Below are 15283 nucleotides of genomic sequence, written 5' to 3'. Positions count from 1 at the left end.
CTTGGGCAGGCTCCGTACTGCGTTGATTACAACGCTTTGTAATCTCTTTCGTTTACTAAGCAGCTCCAGGCGATACGGGCCAGCTTGTTTGCGATCGCTACCACGATCTTATTTACGTGTTTGCCTGAAGCCCTCAAGCTCTGTGCCCATAAGCCAAGTCGGCTGCTTTCGGGGCATTTCTCTAGTGAGCGGTATGCAGCCCTCGCGCCGTGTACCAGTTGCTTGCGCAACTGTCGATTTCCTCGTTTACTGATCCCCAGTAACACGTCCTTACCACCGCTTGAGTGCTGGGCGGGCACCAAGCCTAACGAGGCGGCTAGGTCGCGACTGCCCCGGTATGATTGACCATTCCCCGCATACGCAACCAGCAAGGTCGATATGACTGGGCCTACACCAGGTATCGTCATCAACCGTTTACAGCGCGCATCAGACCTAGCGATCTTTTCGATCCGTGAGGTGTAGTAATCAACTCGATCATCGCAGCGTAGCCACTCCTCTCTGAGATCGGCAATGATCTCTCTTAAACCGTAACTTAACCCGTTCGAAGCGTCCTCAAGTATCAAAGCGACCTCGTAGCGAGTTGCAGCATGTCCACGCTTAACTACGACGCCCTGTTCAGCAAGTAGTCCCCGTATCCGATTACCGATGCGCGTACGGTTGTTAACCGAGTCTTCGCGGACTCGGTGCAGAGCCTGTAGGTCGAGCTGTTCCGTCGTTTTAACAGCTACTACCGGCGCCTGCTCTCTGGACGCTGCCTCTGCAATCGCTGCTGCATCCCGTTTATCATTTTTATTAACCCGCACGTACGCCTTTACGTAGCTAGGCGGGATGATCTTCACATCATGACCATACTGCTTGAATAACTTGGCCCAATAGTGAGAACCGCTGCACGCCTCAATACCAATAATGCACTTGGGTTGTTTAGCTATAAACTTGGCGACCTCAGCGCGCTTGAGCTGACGCGAAAACGTCTGCTTACCACTGCTCGTCATACCGTGAGCTTGAAAAACACTCTTCGCCAGATCGATACCAATAATGCTAGTCTTATTCATGTGGACCCCCTTCTTGGATGCCGTACTTGATTGATTCTCAAAAACCAATCTTGGCACAGAGTGGGTGGGTCCATCTCATTTCTTACAAACTCACCTACAGCTCATTAGCCCTGCGATAGGGGCCTTGGTAGTCAAACAGGCGCTCGGCGATGCGCCAGAACTTGCCCTGTTTGCGGGAGATGACGAAATCGGGGTGCGGGATTGAGGTGCTGTAGCTAAGCAGCTCCTCATTAGAGCTGAAGTTAAGTGGCTTTGCGCCACCTTCGGCTCGGCAGCCAAAGAGGGCGTTGAACAGAGCGCGCTGGTTTACCTGGCCAAGATCAAACTTCTCTGAGAGTGTCTGCCCATCTTCATCGTGGTAGATAAGGCGCACCGCTCCATCTTCAGCTTTTACCGACACACCAGCGCAGCGAATCACTTTGTGATCTTTGAGAGATAGTGCACGCTTGATGAGTTCATCTGGGTCAATCAGATCAGCTTTGCAGCTATGGCAACTGCGTGCTGCAATATCGTTCTCGCTGCCGCAGCCACCACAGCGTTTGAACTTGTAGCGAAACCTGCACTGCTCACCGCTCTCCAATAACCCTTGGCAGCGCCGGCCGAAGTGCTCGATCACATCACCCTCAGTATCGGTGCGTCCCCAAAAGAGGTTGGCGTGGCCGCACTCAGGGCAGAAGACTTGCACGGGCTCTGTATCGGGCGCCGGTTTGGGTTCGCCCACTTCAGGGTCGTAAAGGTCGATGCTGTTGTTAGCGTAATCGATTACCAGACACTCGGTTTTTCCTTCGTTTAGACGCAGTCCGCGCCCGACCATCTGCTGAAACAAGCTGACTGACTGAGTGGGGCGCAGTAGAGCTATCAGGTCGACATGTGGTGCGTCGAAACCGGTGGTAAGTACTGAGACGTTGACGAGAAACCTGAGCTCGCGTGACTTGAATCTTTGTATCACCTGTTTGCGCTCAGCGGCATCTGTGTCTGCGATTACCAGAGCACTTTGAGCTTGAGGTAGGTAACCCAGAATCTCCTTGGCGTGTTTTACCGTGGCTGCAAAGACCATTACACCCTGGCGCTGCACGCTTAGTTCAACCAGTTGGCGGCAGATCGCCTCGGTGACGCGCGGGCACTGGGATAGCAACTCGTTTAGATCGGCTTCGGCAAATAGCCCGTCGCGATTCGGGCGCAGCGATGAGAAGTCGTAGTGCGCGATTGCCGGGTTCTCCATTCGTGGAGGTGTCAGGTAGCCCTGTTTCACCAGCGCACGCAATGGCAGATCATAGATGCAGTGCTCAAAGATACGGGGCTCTTCACTGCGCACAAATCCGCGATAGTCGCGCTGGTAGATCCAGCCATAACCGAGGCGATAGGGTGTTGCAGTAAGCCCCAGCACCTTGAGCCCGGGGTTTTGGTCGCGCAGATGGCCAATCAACTGTTGATACTGGGAGCCGGTGTTGTTACTGATTCGGTGAGCCTCATCGACAATTAGTAGAGAGTACTCATTAGCGAACTGATCTAAGTTGGCGGCGACCGACTGGATGGAGCCAAACACCACCTGAGGTTTGGTATCACGCTGCTTCAAACCGGCAGAGTAGACGCCCGGTGAGCGACCCAGCGCGGCCAATTTGGCGGCGTTCTGCTCCACTAGTTCTTGTACATGGGTCACCACCAGAATCTTGCGTTTAGCCAGACGCGCAAGCTCGGCAATAACCAAGCTTTTACCAGCGCCGGTAGGTAAGACGAGAAGGGCACTGGCATCAGATTGGCGGAAGTGCGCTAGCGTCGCATCAACCGCTTGCTGTTGATAGGGGCGGAGGGTGAAGCCTTCGGTCACTCTATCTCCTATTCCCACTCCATCGCTTCGAAGATTCGGCCCGCATTCTTGCCCGCCAGTTCGTCGGCGGTCTCCAGATGCATGTAGGCTGCTTGCTCTATGTTGTAGGCATCCGCCAGCGTACCGCCCTCGTCCAGCAGTTCAGCGACTTTACCCCGCAGGAATTCTAGGTAGCCGCGAGTGAAGGTATCTACCTGCTCAAAATCTGTCGGGTCGCCGTGGCCTGGAATAATGATCGCAGCCTGCGCAAGTGGAGTGAACTCATTTACCCAAGTCTCTATCCACTCAGCGGTGTCGGTCTCAGGGAAAACAGGCAACATGCGCTGGTGAAAGGCGATGTCGCCAGCGATTACCACATTTTCGCTTGGCACATGCACGGTAATATCGCCGGCTGAGTGCGCGGGGCCAAGGTGTAACAGATCAACGCTTAGGCCACCTAAATCCAGAGTTAAACGGTCATCGAAGGTTTGGTCGACGGGGATTATCTCGCTGCCAGCGACTCGCTCTTTCAGTAACTCGTTGAGTCGCTCGAGCCCCTGAGGCCCGTGGTTCTCAATCTCTTCGGCCGCATCGCTATGGGCAATAATGGTGGCGCCTTGCTCTTTCCAGTAGTTATTACCGCCTGAGGCGTGCGTCTGACCATTTTCGTTGACCACATATCTCACAGGTAGATCGGTAATCTTCTTGATCTCATCGTGCAGCGCCTGAGCCAAGAGATACACGCTACTGCCATTCACTACAAGCACTGATTCGTTGCCAATCACGAATGAGAGGTTGTTGTTATGACCCGCATTCTCATAGGTGTAAAACTTAAGCTGACCGATGGCAGACCAAACCGAGTTCGATACCTGCACCGGTTTATCGTAGAGCAGGGACTCTGGGTACTTGTCAGCAGGTGTTTCGGCCAGCGAAGAAGTTGCAACTGCTATAAGGCTGGCGACTAAGGCGTTTCTAAGATTGTTCATAGAGTGTTCTCTCAAGAGCTCACGTTGGTATAGGCCCAAGAGTATTAGAGATTTCTCAATATGGGCAAGCTGCTTGGCAATTATTTAATCGGGTAAGAGCTAGCGCACCGCGCGACTGGTGATTTGAGGGTCGCCATCTCTGCGAGGGGGCTCCTACAGTGGGCGCTCCTACTGGGAGATGGGGAGAGCGGTTTTGGCCACCACCTGACGCATCACGAAACTTGAGTGCACGCCACTGACGCCCTCAATGCGGGTGATCTTGTCGAGCAGCAGTCGCTGGTAATCATCCATATCGTTGACGATCACCTTGAGCTGGTAGTCGGCATCCTGGCCAGTAATTAGTAGGCACTCGAGTACTTCCGGCAGATTCGAGACGATTCGGTCGAAGTTGGCGAAGCGTTCGGGCGTGTGGCGGTCCATAGATATTAGGATAATCGCCATCAGCTTGTAGCCCAGTGCGCGAGCATCGACGATAGCGCGGTAGTCGATGATCAGGCCGCTCTCCTCGAGCGCGCGCACACGTCTGAGGCAGGGGGAGGGTGAGAGTCCCACTCTGTCGGCCAGCTCCTGATTGGAGATGCGTCCCTCTTTTTGAAGTATCTCGAGAATCTGTCGATCGTAGCGGTCCATTTCTGTATAGCTCTTTTAATTAAAATATTCTGCTATTTATATTTTAAAATGAGCAATTAATGCAAATTAAAAATCTAAAATAGCGCAAAGTTCGCAATCTTCTGCTTTCGAATCGGCGTAGAATGATCAGGATCTAGGGTAATATTTTTGATTTGAGGCATCCCATGTTTAACCACAGTCGTTACCGTCCCGCTCCGCAGATCAACATCGCTGATCGTACTTGGCCAAGCAAACAGATTACTGAAGCGCCTATCTGGGCTTCGGTTGACCTACGTGATGGCAACCAGGCACTACTCGAGCCGATGAGCGTGCATCAGAAGCAGCGCCTGTGGACGTTGCTGGTTAAACTGGGGCTGAAACAGATTGAGGTGGGTTTCCCATCTGCAAGTCAGCCAGATTACGACTTTATTCGTTGGTTGATTGAAGAGGACCAAATCCCCGAAGACGTGACCGTTCAGGTTTTGGTGCAGGCGCGCAAAGAGTTGATCGATCGCACTTACGAGTCATTGAAGGGTGTTAAACGTGCAGTTGTTCACGTCTACAACTCGACCAGCACCGTGCAGCGCGAACGTGTCTTCCGCCAAGACCGAGAGGGTATCAAAGCGATCGCTGTACAGGGTGCTAAGTGGGTCATGGAGGGCGCTGAGCAGTTCCCTGATGTTGATTGGATGTTTGAGTACTCACCCGAGAGCTTCACCAGCACCGAGATCGATTACGCCGTTGAGGTGTGTAACGCCGTAATGGATGTATGGCAGCCAACACCTCAGAAGCGCTGCATCCTTAATCTGCCATCGACGGTAGAGGTTTCTACGCCGAATGTTTTTGCAGACCAGATCGAGTACTTCTGCCGTCATCTGAACAACCGCGAATCAGCGATTGTCTCGGTGCACACTCACAACGACCGTGGCTGTGCCGTCGCTGCCGGTGAGTTGGCGCTCTTAGCCGGTGCCGACCGTGTTGAAGGTACACTGCTGGGTAACGGTGAACGTACTGGCAATATGGATATTGTCACCATGGCGATGAACCTCTACAGCCAGGGCGTTGATCCTATGCTGGATCTGTCGAATCCAGACGAAATTATCACGGTCTACACCGAGTGCACGCGTCTGCCGGTACATCCGCGCCACCCGTGGATTGGTGAGTTGGTCTACACCGCGTTCTCTGGTAGCCATCAGGATGCCATCAAGAAGTGTCTGCATGTACAGAGCGAAGAGGAGCATTGGCAGGTGGCTTACTTGCCGATCGATCCGCAGGATATCGGTCGTGATTACCAGGCGGTTATTCGTGTTAACTCGCAGTCAGGCAAGGGTGGTATGGCGTTTGTGCTGGAGCGCGACTTCGGTATTCACTTGCCACGCTGGATGCAGACCGAGCTAGCACCAGTAGTGCAGAAGGCGACTGAAGCGGCCGGCACTGAGCTGAGCAGTCAGGCGATCTTTGATCTGCTCAAAGATAACTTCATTGTTGATCAGGCTCCGATCAGTCTCAAAGGCTATCAGATCGAGCGCGACGGGCATGAAATTGTCCATGCGAAGTTGGTCATTGATGGCCAAGAGGTTGAGGTGAATGGCTCAGGTGAGGGTGTTGTCAGCGCATTCCTTGATGCCTGGGCGAAACAGTCGGGGCAGCAGGTCAACGTGATTGATTACTCCGAGCATGCCATTGGAGAGGGTACCGCTGCCGAGGCTGCCGCATACTATCTGATCAATGTTGATGGCGCTCGCGTTGGCGGCATGGCGCTGGATAACGACAGTCTAGGTGCATCGCTTCGCGCACTGATCTCAGCAATCAACCGGGCGAAATCAGAGGCGCGTGCAGCCGCCTAATTGCCAGCCTGAACGATATAAAACAGCGTGCCAGCTATGACTGCCACGCTGTTTTTGTTTTACTGGTCCACAACTGTTGAAGCTGAGAGCGTAAGGAAGTAGTTGATGCAAAATAGAACGTGTGTTGATTACGAAGATCTAGAGCGTTTTTGCCGCGAAGCACTGAGCGCCTGCGGCGCTGATGAACCGACTCAAACGGCCTGTACCAACTCAATCATGCATGGCTCCATTCATGGAGTGGATAGCCACGGCGTACGGCTGTTGCCGCACTACATAGCGGTGTTTGAAACTGGTCGTCTGAATAGAACACCCAACCTCAATTTTACCCAGGTTAAAGCGGGAACGGGGATACTTGATGGCGATAATGCTCAGGGTGGGCGGGTCATGTATGCAGCGATGGATCATGCCATCGCTCTGGCTCGAGAGACCGGAATTGCGGGGGTCGCGGTACAGAACTCCTCGCACTTTGGCCCGGCTGGCGCATACTCTATGCACGCGGCGCGTGCCGGTATGATTGGCCTCACCTTTGGTAACTCAGACGCTTTTGTGCGGCTGCATGATGGCGCGGAGCGCTTTCACGGGACTAACCCCATCTCGATGGCTGTACCGACCGGTAAAGAGCATCCTTGGTTGCTGGATATGGCCACCTCGTCGGTGCCAGTCAATCGTGTACAGCTCTACGCCTCCCTCGGGGTTGATCTACCCGATGACGTCGCTTCAGACACTGAGGGTGTGGATACCAATGACCCGAACAGAGCAGAGATGATGGCGCCTGTGGGTGCAGCCTTCGGTTTTAAGGGGGCCGCTCTGGGGGGCATGGCAGAGATTTTCTCTGCGGTTCTATCCGATATGCGCTTGAGCCCTGAAATAGCGCCAATGGGAGATTTGAGTGACAGCCGGCCAAGAGAGATGGGCGCCTTTGTTATGGCGATTGATCCGGACGGTTTTGTTGGACGCATCGCTGCAACGGCAATTATGGATCGCTACCTCTCCCAACTGCGCAGTTCCAAACCGGCCAAAGGTAAACAGGTTATGGCGCCAGGTGATCGTGAGTGGGCCGAAGCTGCTGTAAGGCGCGAGAAGGGAGTACCGCTTGATCCCGTGACGGTCGAGGGCTTTGAGGCACTCTGTGAACGCTACTCGCTGATCTTTCCAAAGCGAGTCGCTTAGTAGGCAATTCCCATCTGTCTGAGCTAGGCTGTTAAGCGTGACAACCCGAGTGGCCGCGTTTTTTTGGCACTCATTTTGCTGATCTAATGATGCAAGTTAGAGACGAGGAGCCTTATGAACGCAGCCGTCATTGATATTGAAGAGCATTTTGAGACGGTGCGCCCGCGCCTGCTTGCATTCGCGCGTCTGCAGCTAGAGGATGAAGCTTTAGCCGAGGACAAAGTACAAGACACCTTACTGGCAGCCTATGAGGCTATTGATCGCTTTAATGGGCAGTCAAAGTTTGAGACTTGGCTTTTTGCGATTTTGAAGAACAAGCTGATTGATGAGATTCGCCGACGCTCGCGTGAATTTACCACTGACTTCGACGCCGATCAGGTGGCTGAGGTTGATGAGATGTTTGATGAGCGTTCGCACTGGGTTAGTGGGCAGCAACCGCAGAAGTGGGTGCAACCCGAGTCCTCCTACTTACACGAACAGTTCTGGCAGGTGTTTGATGTGTGTGTCTTTCATCTGCCGAAAGGAACGGCGCGCGTGTTTGCGATGCGAGAACTGCTGGGAATCGAGACCGACGAGATCTGTGACTCGCTGGGCCTGTCGCAGCAGAACGTCTGGACGATGCTGCACCGGGCACGCCTGAAAATTCGTGGCTGTCTGGAGCGGGGTTGGTATGGGCGTGAGGAGATCGAGCAATGATGAGCTGTAAGCGCGCGACTGAACAGATGTCGCAGAAGCTTGATGCCCCCTTAAGCCTGATCGAGAAGATGAGCCTAGGTGCGCATCTGATGATGTGTGGCAAGTGCTCGCGCTGCCAACAGCAATTGGAACAGTTACACCGCGTCTGTCAAAAACGCTCCGAGACTAAGGACTAGCTCTGTAGCTCTCGTATCGGCAAGCGCGCTAACAGCTGCGCTTTGCGATCTGGATCGATAAAGGCCGCGGCGATACTGTTGCGTGCCAGCAGGGCAGCCTCTTTACGACTCATGCCAAGTGCTTCATCCACAGCCAAAAAGTTATCGATTAGATAACCGCCAAAGTAGGCCGGATCATCGGAGTTGATACTTACATTCATACCCTGCTCGAGCATGCGCAGAATCGGGTGATCTGCCATCTTCCCGTAAACCTTGAGGCGAATGTTGGAGTTGGGGCAGACGGTTAGCGGAATTTGGCGCTCTATGAGATGGTCGACCAGCTTGCCATCCTCCAGCGCTCTGACACCGTGATCTATCCGCTGCACACGAAGGCTATTGAGCGCTTCCCAGACGTAACTTGGTGGGCCCTCTTCACCCGCATGCGCTACCACTCGGAGTCCATCTGCTCGAGCCGCCTCATAGATTGGCGCAAACTTTCGTGGTGGGTTGTTACGCTCCGAACTGTCCAAGCCGATGCCAATAAATTCACCTATATGAGGGCGGGCCATCTCATAGACTTTCATTCCCTCTTCGACAGGGAGGTGGCGCAAGATAGAGAGAATCAGACCATAGCTCATCCCCCAGCGTGAGCCAGCATCGCGCAGCGCATTGCCAATGCCCTCAAGTTGCGCCTCTAGTGCGACACCGCGCTCTAGATGTGTTTGCGGATCAAAGAAGGGTTCAACATGGTCGATACCGTCCTCTCTGCAGCGTTCTAGATAAGCGGTGGTGAGATCGTAGAAATCATCTGCAGTACAGAGAACCTTAGCCCCCTGATAGTAGATGTCGAGGAAGGACTGAAGGTTAGAAAACTGATAAGCCTTCTTGATCTCTGCAATACTGCTGTAGTTGAGGCGGATCTTGTTACGTTCAGCGAGTTTGAACATCAGTTCGGGCTCCAAAGAGCCCTCTAGATGCAAGTGTAACTCTGCTTTTGGCAGAGATTTAATGTACTCGCGGGTAATGCGCGCCATTGGCTACTCCTTCCGTTCGTCTTTAAGTATAGGCCGAAGAACGGTAGGAGGGATGTAGAACGTAGTTCTATTTCCCGATTTGGAAGGTGGTCGGGTAATACGCTTCGCGTACAACCCTCCTACAAACTGTTATGCCTGTATCAGGAAGTTTAGGATGAGCTCACGGCCGCCCTCAGTCGCGAAGGACTCAGGATGGAACTGTATGCCCTGAATGGGGTACTGCTTGTGGCGCACACCCATGATCTCAAACTCACCACCCTGGCGAATACGCTCAAGGTTGGTTAGATCGGCCTGTGTCAGCTCGCCCACAGCAGACGTAACTTCAAGACAGTCTGGAATTGACTCAGATTCAGCAATCAGCGAGTGGTAACGTATCACCTCGAGTTGATCAGGAATGTTACAGAATACTCCCTCACCGTTATGCGTGATCGGACTGATCTTACCGTGCATCGGTAGAGGCGCCTTAATCACCTTGCCGCCGAAGACATGGCAGATGCCCTGCATGCCCAGACAGACACCGAGTAGAGGTGTTGTTTGGCCGAGTGTGCAGATAACCTCGGCACAGACACCGAAGTAGTCTGGGTCGTCCGGGGAACCTGGTCCAGGGGAGATGATGATGCGGTCGACATTTAAGGCTTTGATCTGTTCAAGATCGAGCTCGTCATTGCGCTTTACCAAGATATCAAAGCTCTCGAGTTCGCCCTGTTGTACCTGAGCCTCTAGCACCTCACCGATAAACTGGTAGAGGTTGTAGGTGAAAGAGTCGTAGTTATCTACAATTAGAACCTTCATCGAACTCATGCCTGCTCCTCCACGATGAACTGATCCAGCACCTTTTTGGTGCCGGCAAATTTACGCCGAATCTCTTCGTACTCATCTTCAGGGTTGGAGTCGTAGACGTTACCGCCACAGGTCTGTACGTAGGCTTTTTCGCCATTAGCAAAGACCGTGCGGATTGGGATAGCGAAGGTGCAGTCACCGTTGAACGAGAAGTGGCCGACAGCACCGCCGTAGGGGCCACGACCATCAGCCTCGAGCGCATCGATAATCTTCATCGCCTCAATTTTCGGTGCACCCGTTAGCGTGCCCGCTGGGAAGTTGCTCGCCAGAGCCGAGAACATATCGTGATCTTCATGAATGATGCCAACGATCTCTGAGGAGATGTGCTGCACATGGCTGAAACGTTTGATATCCATGAGACTACGCACTTTTACGGTACCAAAGCGCGCTACCCGGCCAATATCGTTACGGTGCAGGTCCACAATCATATTGTGCTCGGCGATCTCTTTTGGATCGTTGAGCAGCTTACGCGCAAGCTGCTGGTCTTCCACTGCATCCGCGCCACGCTTAGTGGTGCCGGCGAGTGGAAAGGTCTCCATCTCGCCCTGGCGTAGGCGGAACAGCAATTCTGGGCTAGCACCGATGAGTTTCTGCTCACCAAACTTAACGTAGTACATCTGCGGTGAGGGGTTCACCTCGCGCAGCTGCTCGTAGATATTGATGCTGTCACCCTCGAGGCGGAAGCGCTTCTTAAAGCCCACCTCGGTTTGGAAGATCTTGCCATCTATAATATCCTGTTTCACCTTCATCACCGCATCGGCGTGATCCGCTTTGGTCATGGTGTCGCCTAGGTTGTAGATCTTTAGCGCGCCATTGGGCGGGCAGGGGGCGTGCATGATCGACTCGATGAGCTCCAGGCGGCTGTCGGCGTAGTAGAAGTAGAACACCTCTCCGGTCATCTTATCGAGGATCAGGCCGTCCTTGTACACACCAAAACGGAAGATATCGAACAGCTCGGAACGCTGCAGTTTGAGGCTGGGCTCAAAATAGTTCATGCAGTCATAACCGATATAACCGGTTAAGCCGCCAGCGTAGCGACGCGAGATAATGTCCTGCGGCACGATATCGCGCAGCAGGTAGTAGGGGTTTTCAGCTTCGTAGGCTTCACTGCTACCGTCACGGCCATCGATGTGCAGCGCGCCCTCGCTGGCCCAGATCTGCTGTTCGGGATCAAAGCCGATAATTGAGTAGCGTGAGATGTAGCTCTCTTCGCCGAGTGATTCGAGCATAAAACAGGTGTCGAAGCGTTTTTCGATCTTCTTGAACAGTTCAAAGAAGTCGATATCTGCAGCTAGAGCAACGTACTTCGGTTTACGCGGCAGCTCTATCTTGGCAGGGCGTTTAATCATTTCTCTCTTCCGCTTGGAGCGCGCGCGATCCGCGCGTCACTGTGGCAATACCCACACCCAGTTGTTTAGCGATCTCGCGTTGCGGCACACCCGCTTCGAGCATGCGGAATATCTGTAGGCGTTTGCACACCTCCGCAAGTTCAGTAGGGGTCAGCAGACCATGCAGTGCTTTAGCGAAATCATCACGTGATTCGATGCCGTGCAGGTGGTCTAGGAGATCGTCGAAATAGTCAGGTGTATTCATGTACTAGTACACTAGCAAGCTAGTACGCTTGGGTCAACATCTATCTGAAGTGTGGTGGGTTATGTGTGCCGATAAATCACAAATTGAGAAAAACTTTTAAAAAAATCGTAATTTTTTTGAGTAAAGGTCATAGGAGTATTAAGTGTCATTTTGCGCAAACAGAAGCACGCTTTAAACTTCAGCAGGTTAAATTGAAGCGATTTGAGAAAATGCGCCGTACGATCAATCCCTATTTCAAGAGCTTTTCGGTAGCTTCTACGTCACAGGAGCCGAGCTCAGCGTCTGCGCAATCTGTTGACGCGCTTGTACGCGCATCATACGAGCTGCGTGTAAGTATAAAGACTGCTGAGTGTACAGAGCAAAGAATGCGCTTACACACCCAGCTGGATAAACTAGAGCGCCAATTACTGAAGCAGCTAGCGAATTACACCGGAGTTAAACCCTCATAAGCTATGGGCGGTCGCCGTTACAAGGCCCACTAATTTGTTGATATCGACAGGCTTGCTAAGCGTTGCATCCGCACCGGCTGCTAGTAGTTGATCTGTCTGTAGACCGATGGTGGCCGCTGTTAGCCCGATTATTTTATTGCGGTACCCAGTTTCGCGCAGTGCCTGAGTGAGACCGTAACCATCAAGATTGGGCATCATGATATCGGTTAGCACAAAATCAAAATCCTGGGTTTCGAATAGCGCTAGCGCCTCTGAACCGTCATTAGCTACCACGACTTGTGCACCCTGTTTCTTAAGTAGGGCAGTCGTCAGCATTTGCAGAGTTTTCTGATCTTCGGCATAGAGCACTCGCATGAGTTTAGCGACTTTATCGGTATCAAGCGTGTGCCCGCCGACAACGCCGGTTATTAGGAGCGTGGAGTGATTAACAAATACAGGCACCTTGGCGCGTTGCAGAATCTCCTCAAGCACAACACGCGGATTGCGTGCTTCGCCAACTCCATCCCTATGCATCACCGCATAAGTGATCGCGCTGTTGCACGGCAGCGCTTCGATCTGCTTCAAGTCGCCATTGCCGAGGATGGCAAATTTAACAGCCAGCGGTAAAAGGTCACCATAGGCGGCGTAGAGTTGCCTAGCTGCAACGTGCTCGAAGCTGATCACTATATCGATTTGCGCGTCAGCGTATTTTTGGTTTAAGTGCGTCGCCCAGATAGTGGGATTGGGTAAGACCTTTAAGCGGTTATAGCTGAGCGACTCAGAGTAGAGGTTAATCCGCTCTTGTGACTATTTAAGTGCACTATGGAGTGCCTCGGAGACGGCAGCCGTCCAGGGTTGGCCTGCATCTGCGCCCCAAATCACAAGCACATTACGGGCAGAGACCGTCGGTGACAACATTGAAAGGCCGAGGGTAAGCGCAACTAAGACGAGCAGACGAGGTCTGTATTTCATTGGTTGGACATCCTATCCATTAGAGGTAAACGCTAAACTCTGCTGCAGTTTTTATGCCAAAAACTGCCGAAGCCCGGTCCATCTCCAATTAGACACAGGCGGGATTCTGGCTTCGTTCTAGACTATCAGAGCCAGCCTTTGTGCTTAAAGAGGAGGTACGGGGCAATTCCCGAAACAACCATCGCGCCAAGTGCAAGCGGATACCCTGCACTCCATGCAAGTTCGGGTATATGAGCGAAATTCATACCGTATATGCTAGCGACCAAAGTAGGTGGCAGAAAAACCACCGCAGCGATCGAGAAGGTCTTGATGATCTGGTTTTGACGGATATTGATAAAACCGAGCGCGGCATCCATCAGGAAGTTAATCTTCTCAAACATAAAGGTGGCGTGAGACATGAGTGTGTCCAAATCTCGCAGAATCTCGCGACAGGCCTCCTGCTCCTCAGTCTGATTACGGATGTGGCGCATCAAAAACGAGATCGAGCGTTGGGTATCCATCAGGCAGAGGCGGATTTTACCGTTGGAGTCTTCCAGTCGAGCGAGTCGGTCTAGCGCTTGTTCATGTGAGCCGCTGCTCTGGCTCTCCAGAACCTCGTGGCCTATCTCCTCCAGTTCGGTATGCAGATCCTCAAGTTGATCGGCAAGGTTATCAACTTTCTGTGTAAATATGGTGGTGAGCAGTTGCAGCGGGTTACGGGTCTCAATCCATCCGCGACGCGCACGCAGACGAATCAGGCGGAAGTCGGCCAGGTCCACGTCGTGGAAACTGAGCAGACGTTCGGGCGCCAGTGTGAAAGCGACGGTTGTGGTGTTGTAACGGCCTTCGCTCTGGGTCAGGAAGAGGGAGTGGACATGGATATCACGCCCCTCGATAAAGTAGCGGGCGCTCGATTCGATCTCTTCAACTTCGTCTGCCTCCGGCAGCGCCTGAGGGTGACACTGCTCAACCCAAAGGCGTTCTTCGTCAGTGGGGTCTTGTAGGTCAATCCAGCAGAGTGACTGCAGCTGAGCCTGAGGTTCATTGGCATCCAGTTCGCGCTCACGCAGTTTATTAGCGTCTATTGCAAATCCGCGTAGCATGCCGATATTCCTTGTAAGCTGTGTTTAGATGGCCTGCGCCAGAGTGTAGAAGAGATAACCGGCGTAGCCAACGTAGGCTGCCAAAAGTAGTGCACCCTCGATACGATTTATTCTGCCACGTCCTAGCACACCGTACCCCAGGACAAAGAGTGAAACAGTCAGTCCTGTCATCACCACCCAGTCTCGGGTGAGTACCTCAGCGGCGACGCTCAAGGGATGAATTGCGCCGGCGATGCCGACAACAGCGAGTGTATTGAAGAGGTTGCTGCCGATCACATTGCCAATTGCTAAGTCGTGCTCGTTTTTGCGCACAGCAATAATTGACGAGGCAAGCTCAGGCAGTGAAGTGCCTATGGCAACGATAGTAAGTCCAATAATTAGGTCGCTGACACCGAGAGCGCTCGCTATGTCTACCGCACCCCAAACCAGAAGGCGAGAGCTGGCGATGAGTAGCGCAAGTCCGATCAGTAGCCAGATCATCGCCTTACCTAGCGGCATCTGATCCTCATTCAGCTCATGGGCGATATCGTCGGCCAGCGCATCCTTGGGCTCACGCATACCGCGCCAGATCGACCAGCCCATGATTGCAAAAAAGACGATCAGCATAATCCAGGCGTCGAGGCGGCTGATCTCTAGATCATAGAGTAGGGCGCCGACCAGCAAGGTTGCGCCCATCAACACCGGCAGCTCTGCTTTGAGAATACGCGACTGTACAGCAATGGGGGCGAGTATGGCGGTAAGACCCAGAATTAGAGCGATATTTGTGATGTTAGAGCCAAAGCCATTACCCAGTGCAAGACCTGGATTTCCTTGCAACGCGGCAAGAGCTGATACAACCATTTCGGGTGCGGAAGTGCCAAAGCCGATAATGACCATGCCGATCAGTAGTGTGGGCATGCCCAGGTGCCGCGCAGTGGCAGCCGCACCGTCAACAAAACGATCGGCGCTCCAAACCAGCACGATCAGACCCACAAAAACTGCCAAAACAGGCCACAACATCGACAACTCCAAT

16 protein-coding genes are annotated in these 15283 nt (G+C 53.0%); 4 read left to right on the top strand and 12 right to left on the bottom strand.

What is annotated here, in order from left to right:
* Positions 1-26: 26 nt before the first annotated feature.
* From AC1WNR_RS08315 to AC1WNR_RS08300, 4 genes are all read right to left on the bottom strand, one after another.
* Entirely contained in the window at positions 27-1052 is a 1026-nt protein-coding gene (locus AC1WNR_RS08315; RefSeq protein ID WP_481644037.1) for an IS110 family RNA-guided transposase, read from the bottom strand.
* A gap of 94 nt (positions 1053-1146) precedes the next feature.
* Positions 1147-2880 carry a DNA repair helicase RadD gene (gene radD, locus AC1WNR_RS08310; RefSeq protein WP_481644036.1) on the bottom strand — a complete coding sequence of 578 codons (1734 nt, stop codon included), beginning with the start codon at positions 2878-2880 and terminating at the stop codon, positions 1147-1149.
* 8 nt (positions 2881-2888) lie between these two features.
* Complete coding sequence (locus tag AC1WNR_RS08305; protein ID WP_481644035.1) at positions 2889-3845, bottom strand: MBL fold metallo-hydrolase; 957 nt, start codon at positions 3843-3845, stop codon at positions 2889-2891.
* A 168-nt stretch (positions 3846-4013) separates the two neighbouring features.
* Positions 4014-4475 carry an Lrp/AsnC family transcriptional regulator gene (locus AC1WNR_RS08300; protein WP_481644034.1) on the bottom strand — a complete coding sequence of 154 codons (462 nt, stop codon included), beginning with the start codon at positions 4473-4475 and terminating at the stop codon, positions 4014-4016.
* Positions 4476-4639: 164 nt separating this feature from the next.
* Here AC1WNR_RS08300 and leuA point away from each other — a divergent pair, with 164 nt between their 5' ends.
* The 4 genes from leuA to AC1WNR_RS08280 all read left to right on the top strand — a co-directional run bounded on the left by leuA (position 4640) and on the right by AC1WNR_RS08280 (position 8343).
* The gene (gene leuA / locus AC1WNR_RS08295) at positions 4640-6301 is read left to right on the top strand and encodes a 2-isopropylmalate synthase (RefSeq protein WP_481644033.1); all 1662 of its coding nucleotides are present in this window, start codon (positions 4640-4642) and stop codon (positions 6299-6301) included.
* 105 nt (positions 6302-6406) lie between these two features.
* Positions 6407-7471 (top strand): Ldh family oxidoreductase, encoded by a 1065-nt coding sequence (locus tag AC1WNR_RS08290; RefSeq protein ID WP_481644032.1) that lies wholly within the window; start codon positions 6407-6409, stop codon positions 7469-7471.
* 114 nt (positions 7472-7585) lie between these two features.
* The gene (locus AC1WNR_RS08285; protein WP_481644031.1) at positions 7586-8167 is read left to right on the top strand and encodes a sigma-70 family RNA polymerase sigma factor; all 582 of its coding nucleotides are present in this window, start codon (positions 7586-7588) and stop codon (positions 8165-8167) included.
* Positions 8164-8343 carry an anti-sigma factor family protein gene (locus AC1WNR_RS08280; protein ID WP_481644030.1) on the top strand — a complete coding sequence of 60 codons (180 nt, stop codon included), beginning with the start codon at positions 8164-8166 and terminating at the stop codon, positions 8341-8343. The genes AC1WNR_RS08285 and AC1WNR_RS08280 overlap by 4 nt, the downstream gene beginning before the upstream one ends.
* Here the strand turns inward: AC1WNR_RS08280 and AC1WNR_RS08275 are convergent.
* From AC1WNR_RS08275 to AC1WNR_RS08240, 8 genes are all read right to left on the bottom strand, one after another.
* Positions 8340-9356, bottom strand: coding sequence for an adenosine deaminase (locus tag AC1WNR_RS08275; protein ID WP_481644029.1), 1017 nt, complete (start codon positions 9354-9356; stop codon positions 8340-8342). The genes AC1WNR_RS08280 and AC1WNR_RS08275 overlap by 4 nt on opposite strands.
* 129 nt (positions 9357-9485) lie before the next feature.
* Complete coding sequence (locus AC1WNR_RS08270; protein ID WP_481645380.1) at positions 9486-10148, bottom strand: anthranilate synthase component II; 663 nt, start codon at positions 10146-10148, stop codon at positions 9486-9488.
* 5 nt (positions 10149-10153) lie between these two features.
* Positions 10154-11545 (bottom strand): anthranilate synthase component I family protein, encoded by a 1392-nt coding sequence (locus AC1WNR_RS08265; protein ID WP_481644028.1) that lies wholly within the window; start codon positions 11543-11545, stop codon positions 10154-10156.
* Positions 11538-11789, bottom strand: coding sequence for a Trp family transcriptional regulator (locus AC1WNR_RS08260; protein ID WP_481644027.1), 252 nt, complete (start codon positions 11787-11789; stop codon positions 11538-11540). The genes AC1WNR_RS08265 and AC1WNR_RS08260 overlap by 8 nt, the downstream gene beginning before the upstream one ends.
* 443 nt (positions 11790-12232) lie before the next feature.
* A complete protein-coding gene (locus tag AC1WNR_RS08255; protein ID WP_481644026.1) occupies positions 12233-12901 on the bottom strand; it encodes a response regulator in 669 nt (222 codons plus the stop codon).
* 123 nt (positions 12902-13024) lie between these two features.
* Positions 13025-13189, bottom strand: coding sequence for a hypothetical protein (locus tag AC1WNR_RS08250; protein WP_481644025.1), 165 nt, complete (start codon positions 13187-13189; stop codon positions 13025-13027).
* 125 nt (positions 13190-13314) lie between these two features.
* Positions 13315-14271, bottom strand: coding sequence for a magnesium/cobalt transporter CorA (gene corA, locus AC1WNR_RS08245; protein ID WP_481644024.1), 957 nt, complete (start codon positions 14269-14271; stop codon positions 13315-13317).
* 24 nt (positions 14272-14295) lie between these two features.
* Positions 14296-15270 (bottom strand): calcium/sodium antiporter, encoded by a 975-nt coding sequence (locus AC1WNR_RS08240; RefSeq protein ID WP_481645379.1) that lies wholly within the window; start codon positions 15268-15270, stop codon positions 14296-14298.
* Positions 15271-15283: the final 13 nt, after the last annotated feature.

Source organism: Marinobacterium marisflavi (assembly GCF_982447095.1).
This window is presented reverse-complemented; position numbering and strand designations above follow the sequence as displayed.

Bases quoted from the DNA above. Each gene is read 5' to 3' on its own strand.
- AC1WNR_RS08270 (WP_481645380.1), bottom strand. From the start codon at position 10,148: ATGAAGGTTCTAATTGTAGATAACTACGACTCTTTCACCTACAACCTC.
- AC1WNR_RS08315 (WP_481644037.1), bottom strand. From the start codon at position 1,052: ATGAATAAGACTAGCATTATTGGTATCGATCTGGCGAAGAGTGTTTTT.
- leuA (WP_481644033.1), top strand. From the start codon at position 4,640: ATGTTTAACCACAGTCGTTACCGTCCCGCTCCGCAGATCAACATCGCT.
- AC1WNR_RS08265 (WP_481644028.1), bottom strand. From the start codon at position 11,545: ATGATTAAACGCCCTGCCAAGATAGAGCTGCCGCGTAAACCGAAGTAC.
- AC1WNR_RS08275 (WP_481644029.1), bottom strand. From the start codon at position 9,356: ATGGCGCGCATTACCCGCGAGTACATTAAATCTCTGCCAAAAGCAGAG.
- AC1WNR_RS08280 (WP_481644030.1), top strand. From the start codon at position 8,164: ATGATGAGCTGTAAGCGCGCGACTGAACAGATGTCGCAGAAGCTTGAT.
- AC1WNR_RS08260 (WP_481644027.1), bottom strand. From the start codon at position 11,789: ATGAATACACCTGACTATTTCGACGATCTCCTAGACCACCTGCACGGC.
- AC1WNR_RS08300 (WP_481644034.1), bottom strand. From the start codon at position 4,475: ATGGACCGCTACGATCGACAGATTCTCGAGATACTTCAAAAAGAGGGA.
- AC1WNR_RS08290 (WP_481644032.1), top strand. From the start codon at position 6,407: ATGCAAAATAGAACGTGTGTTGATTACGAAGATCTAGAGCGTTTTTGC.
- corA (WP_481644024.1), bottom strand. From the start codon at position 14,271: ATGCTACGCGGATTTGCAATAGACGCTAATAAACTGCGTGAGCGCGAA.
- AC1WNR_RS08240 (WP_481645379.1), bottom strand. From the start codon at position 15,270: ATGTTGTGGCCTGTTTTGGCAGTTTTTGTGGGTCTGATCGTGCTGGTT.
- AC1WNR_RS08285 (WP_481644031.1), top strand. From the start codon at position 7,586: ATGAACGCAGCCGTCATTGATATTGAAGAGCATTTTGAGACGGTGCGC.
- AC1WNR_RS08305 (WP_481644035.1), bottom strand. From the start codon at position 3,845: ATGAACAATCTTAGAAACGCCTTAGTCGCCAGCCTTATAGCAGTTGCA.
- AC1WNR_RS08250 (WP_481644025.1), bottom strand. From the start codon at position 13,189: ATGAAATACAGACCTCGTCTGCTCGTCTTAGTTGCGCTTACCCTCGGC.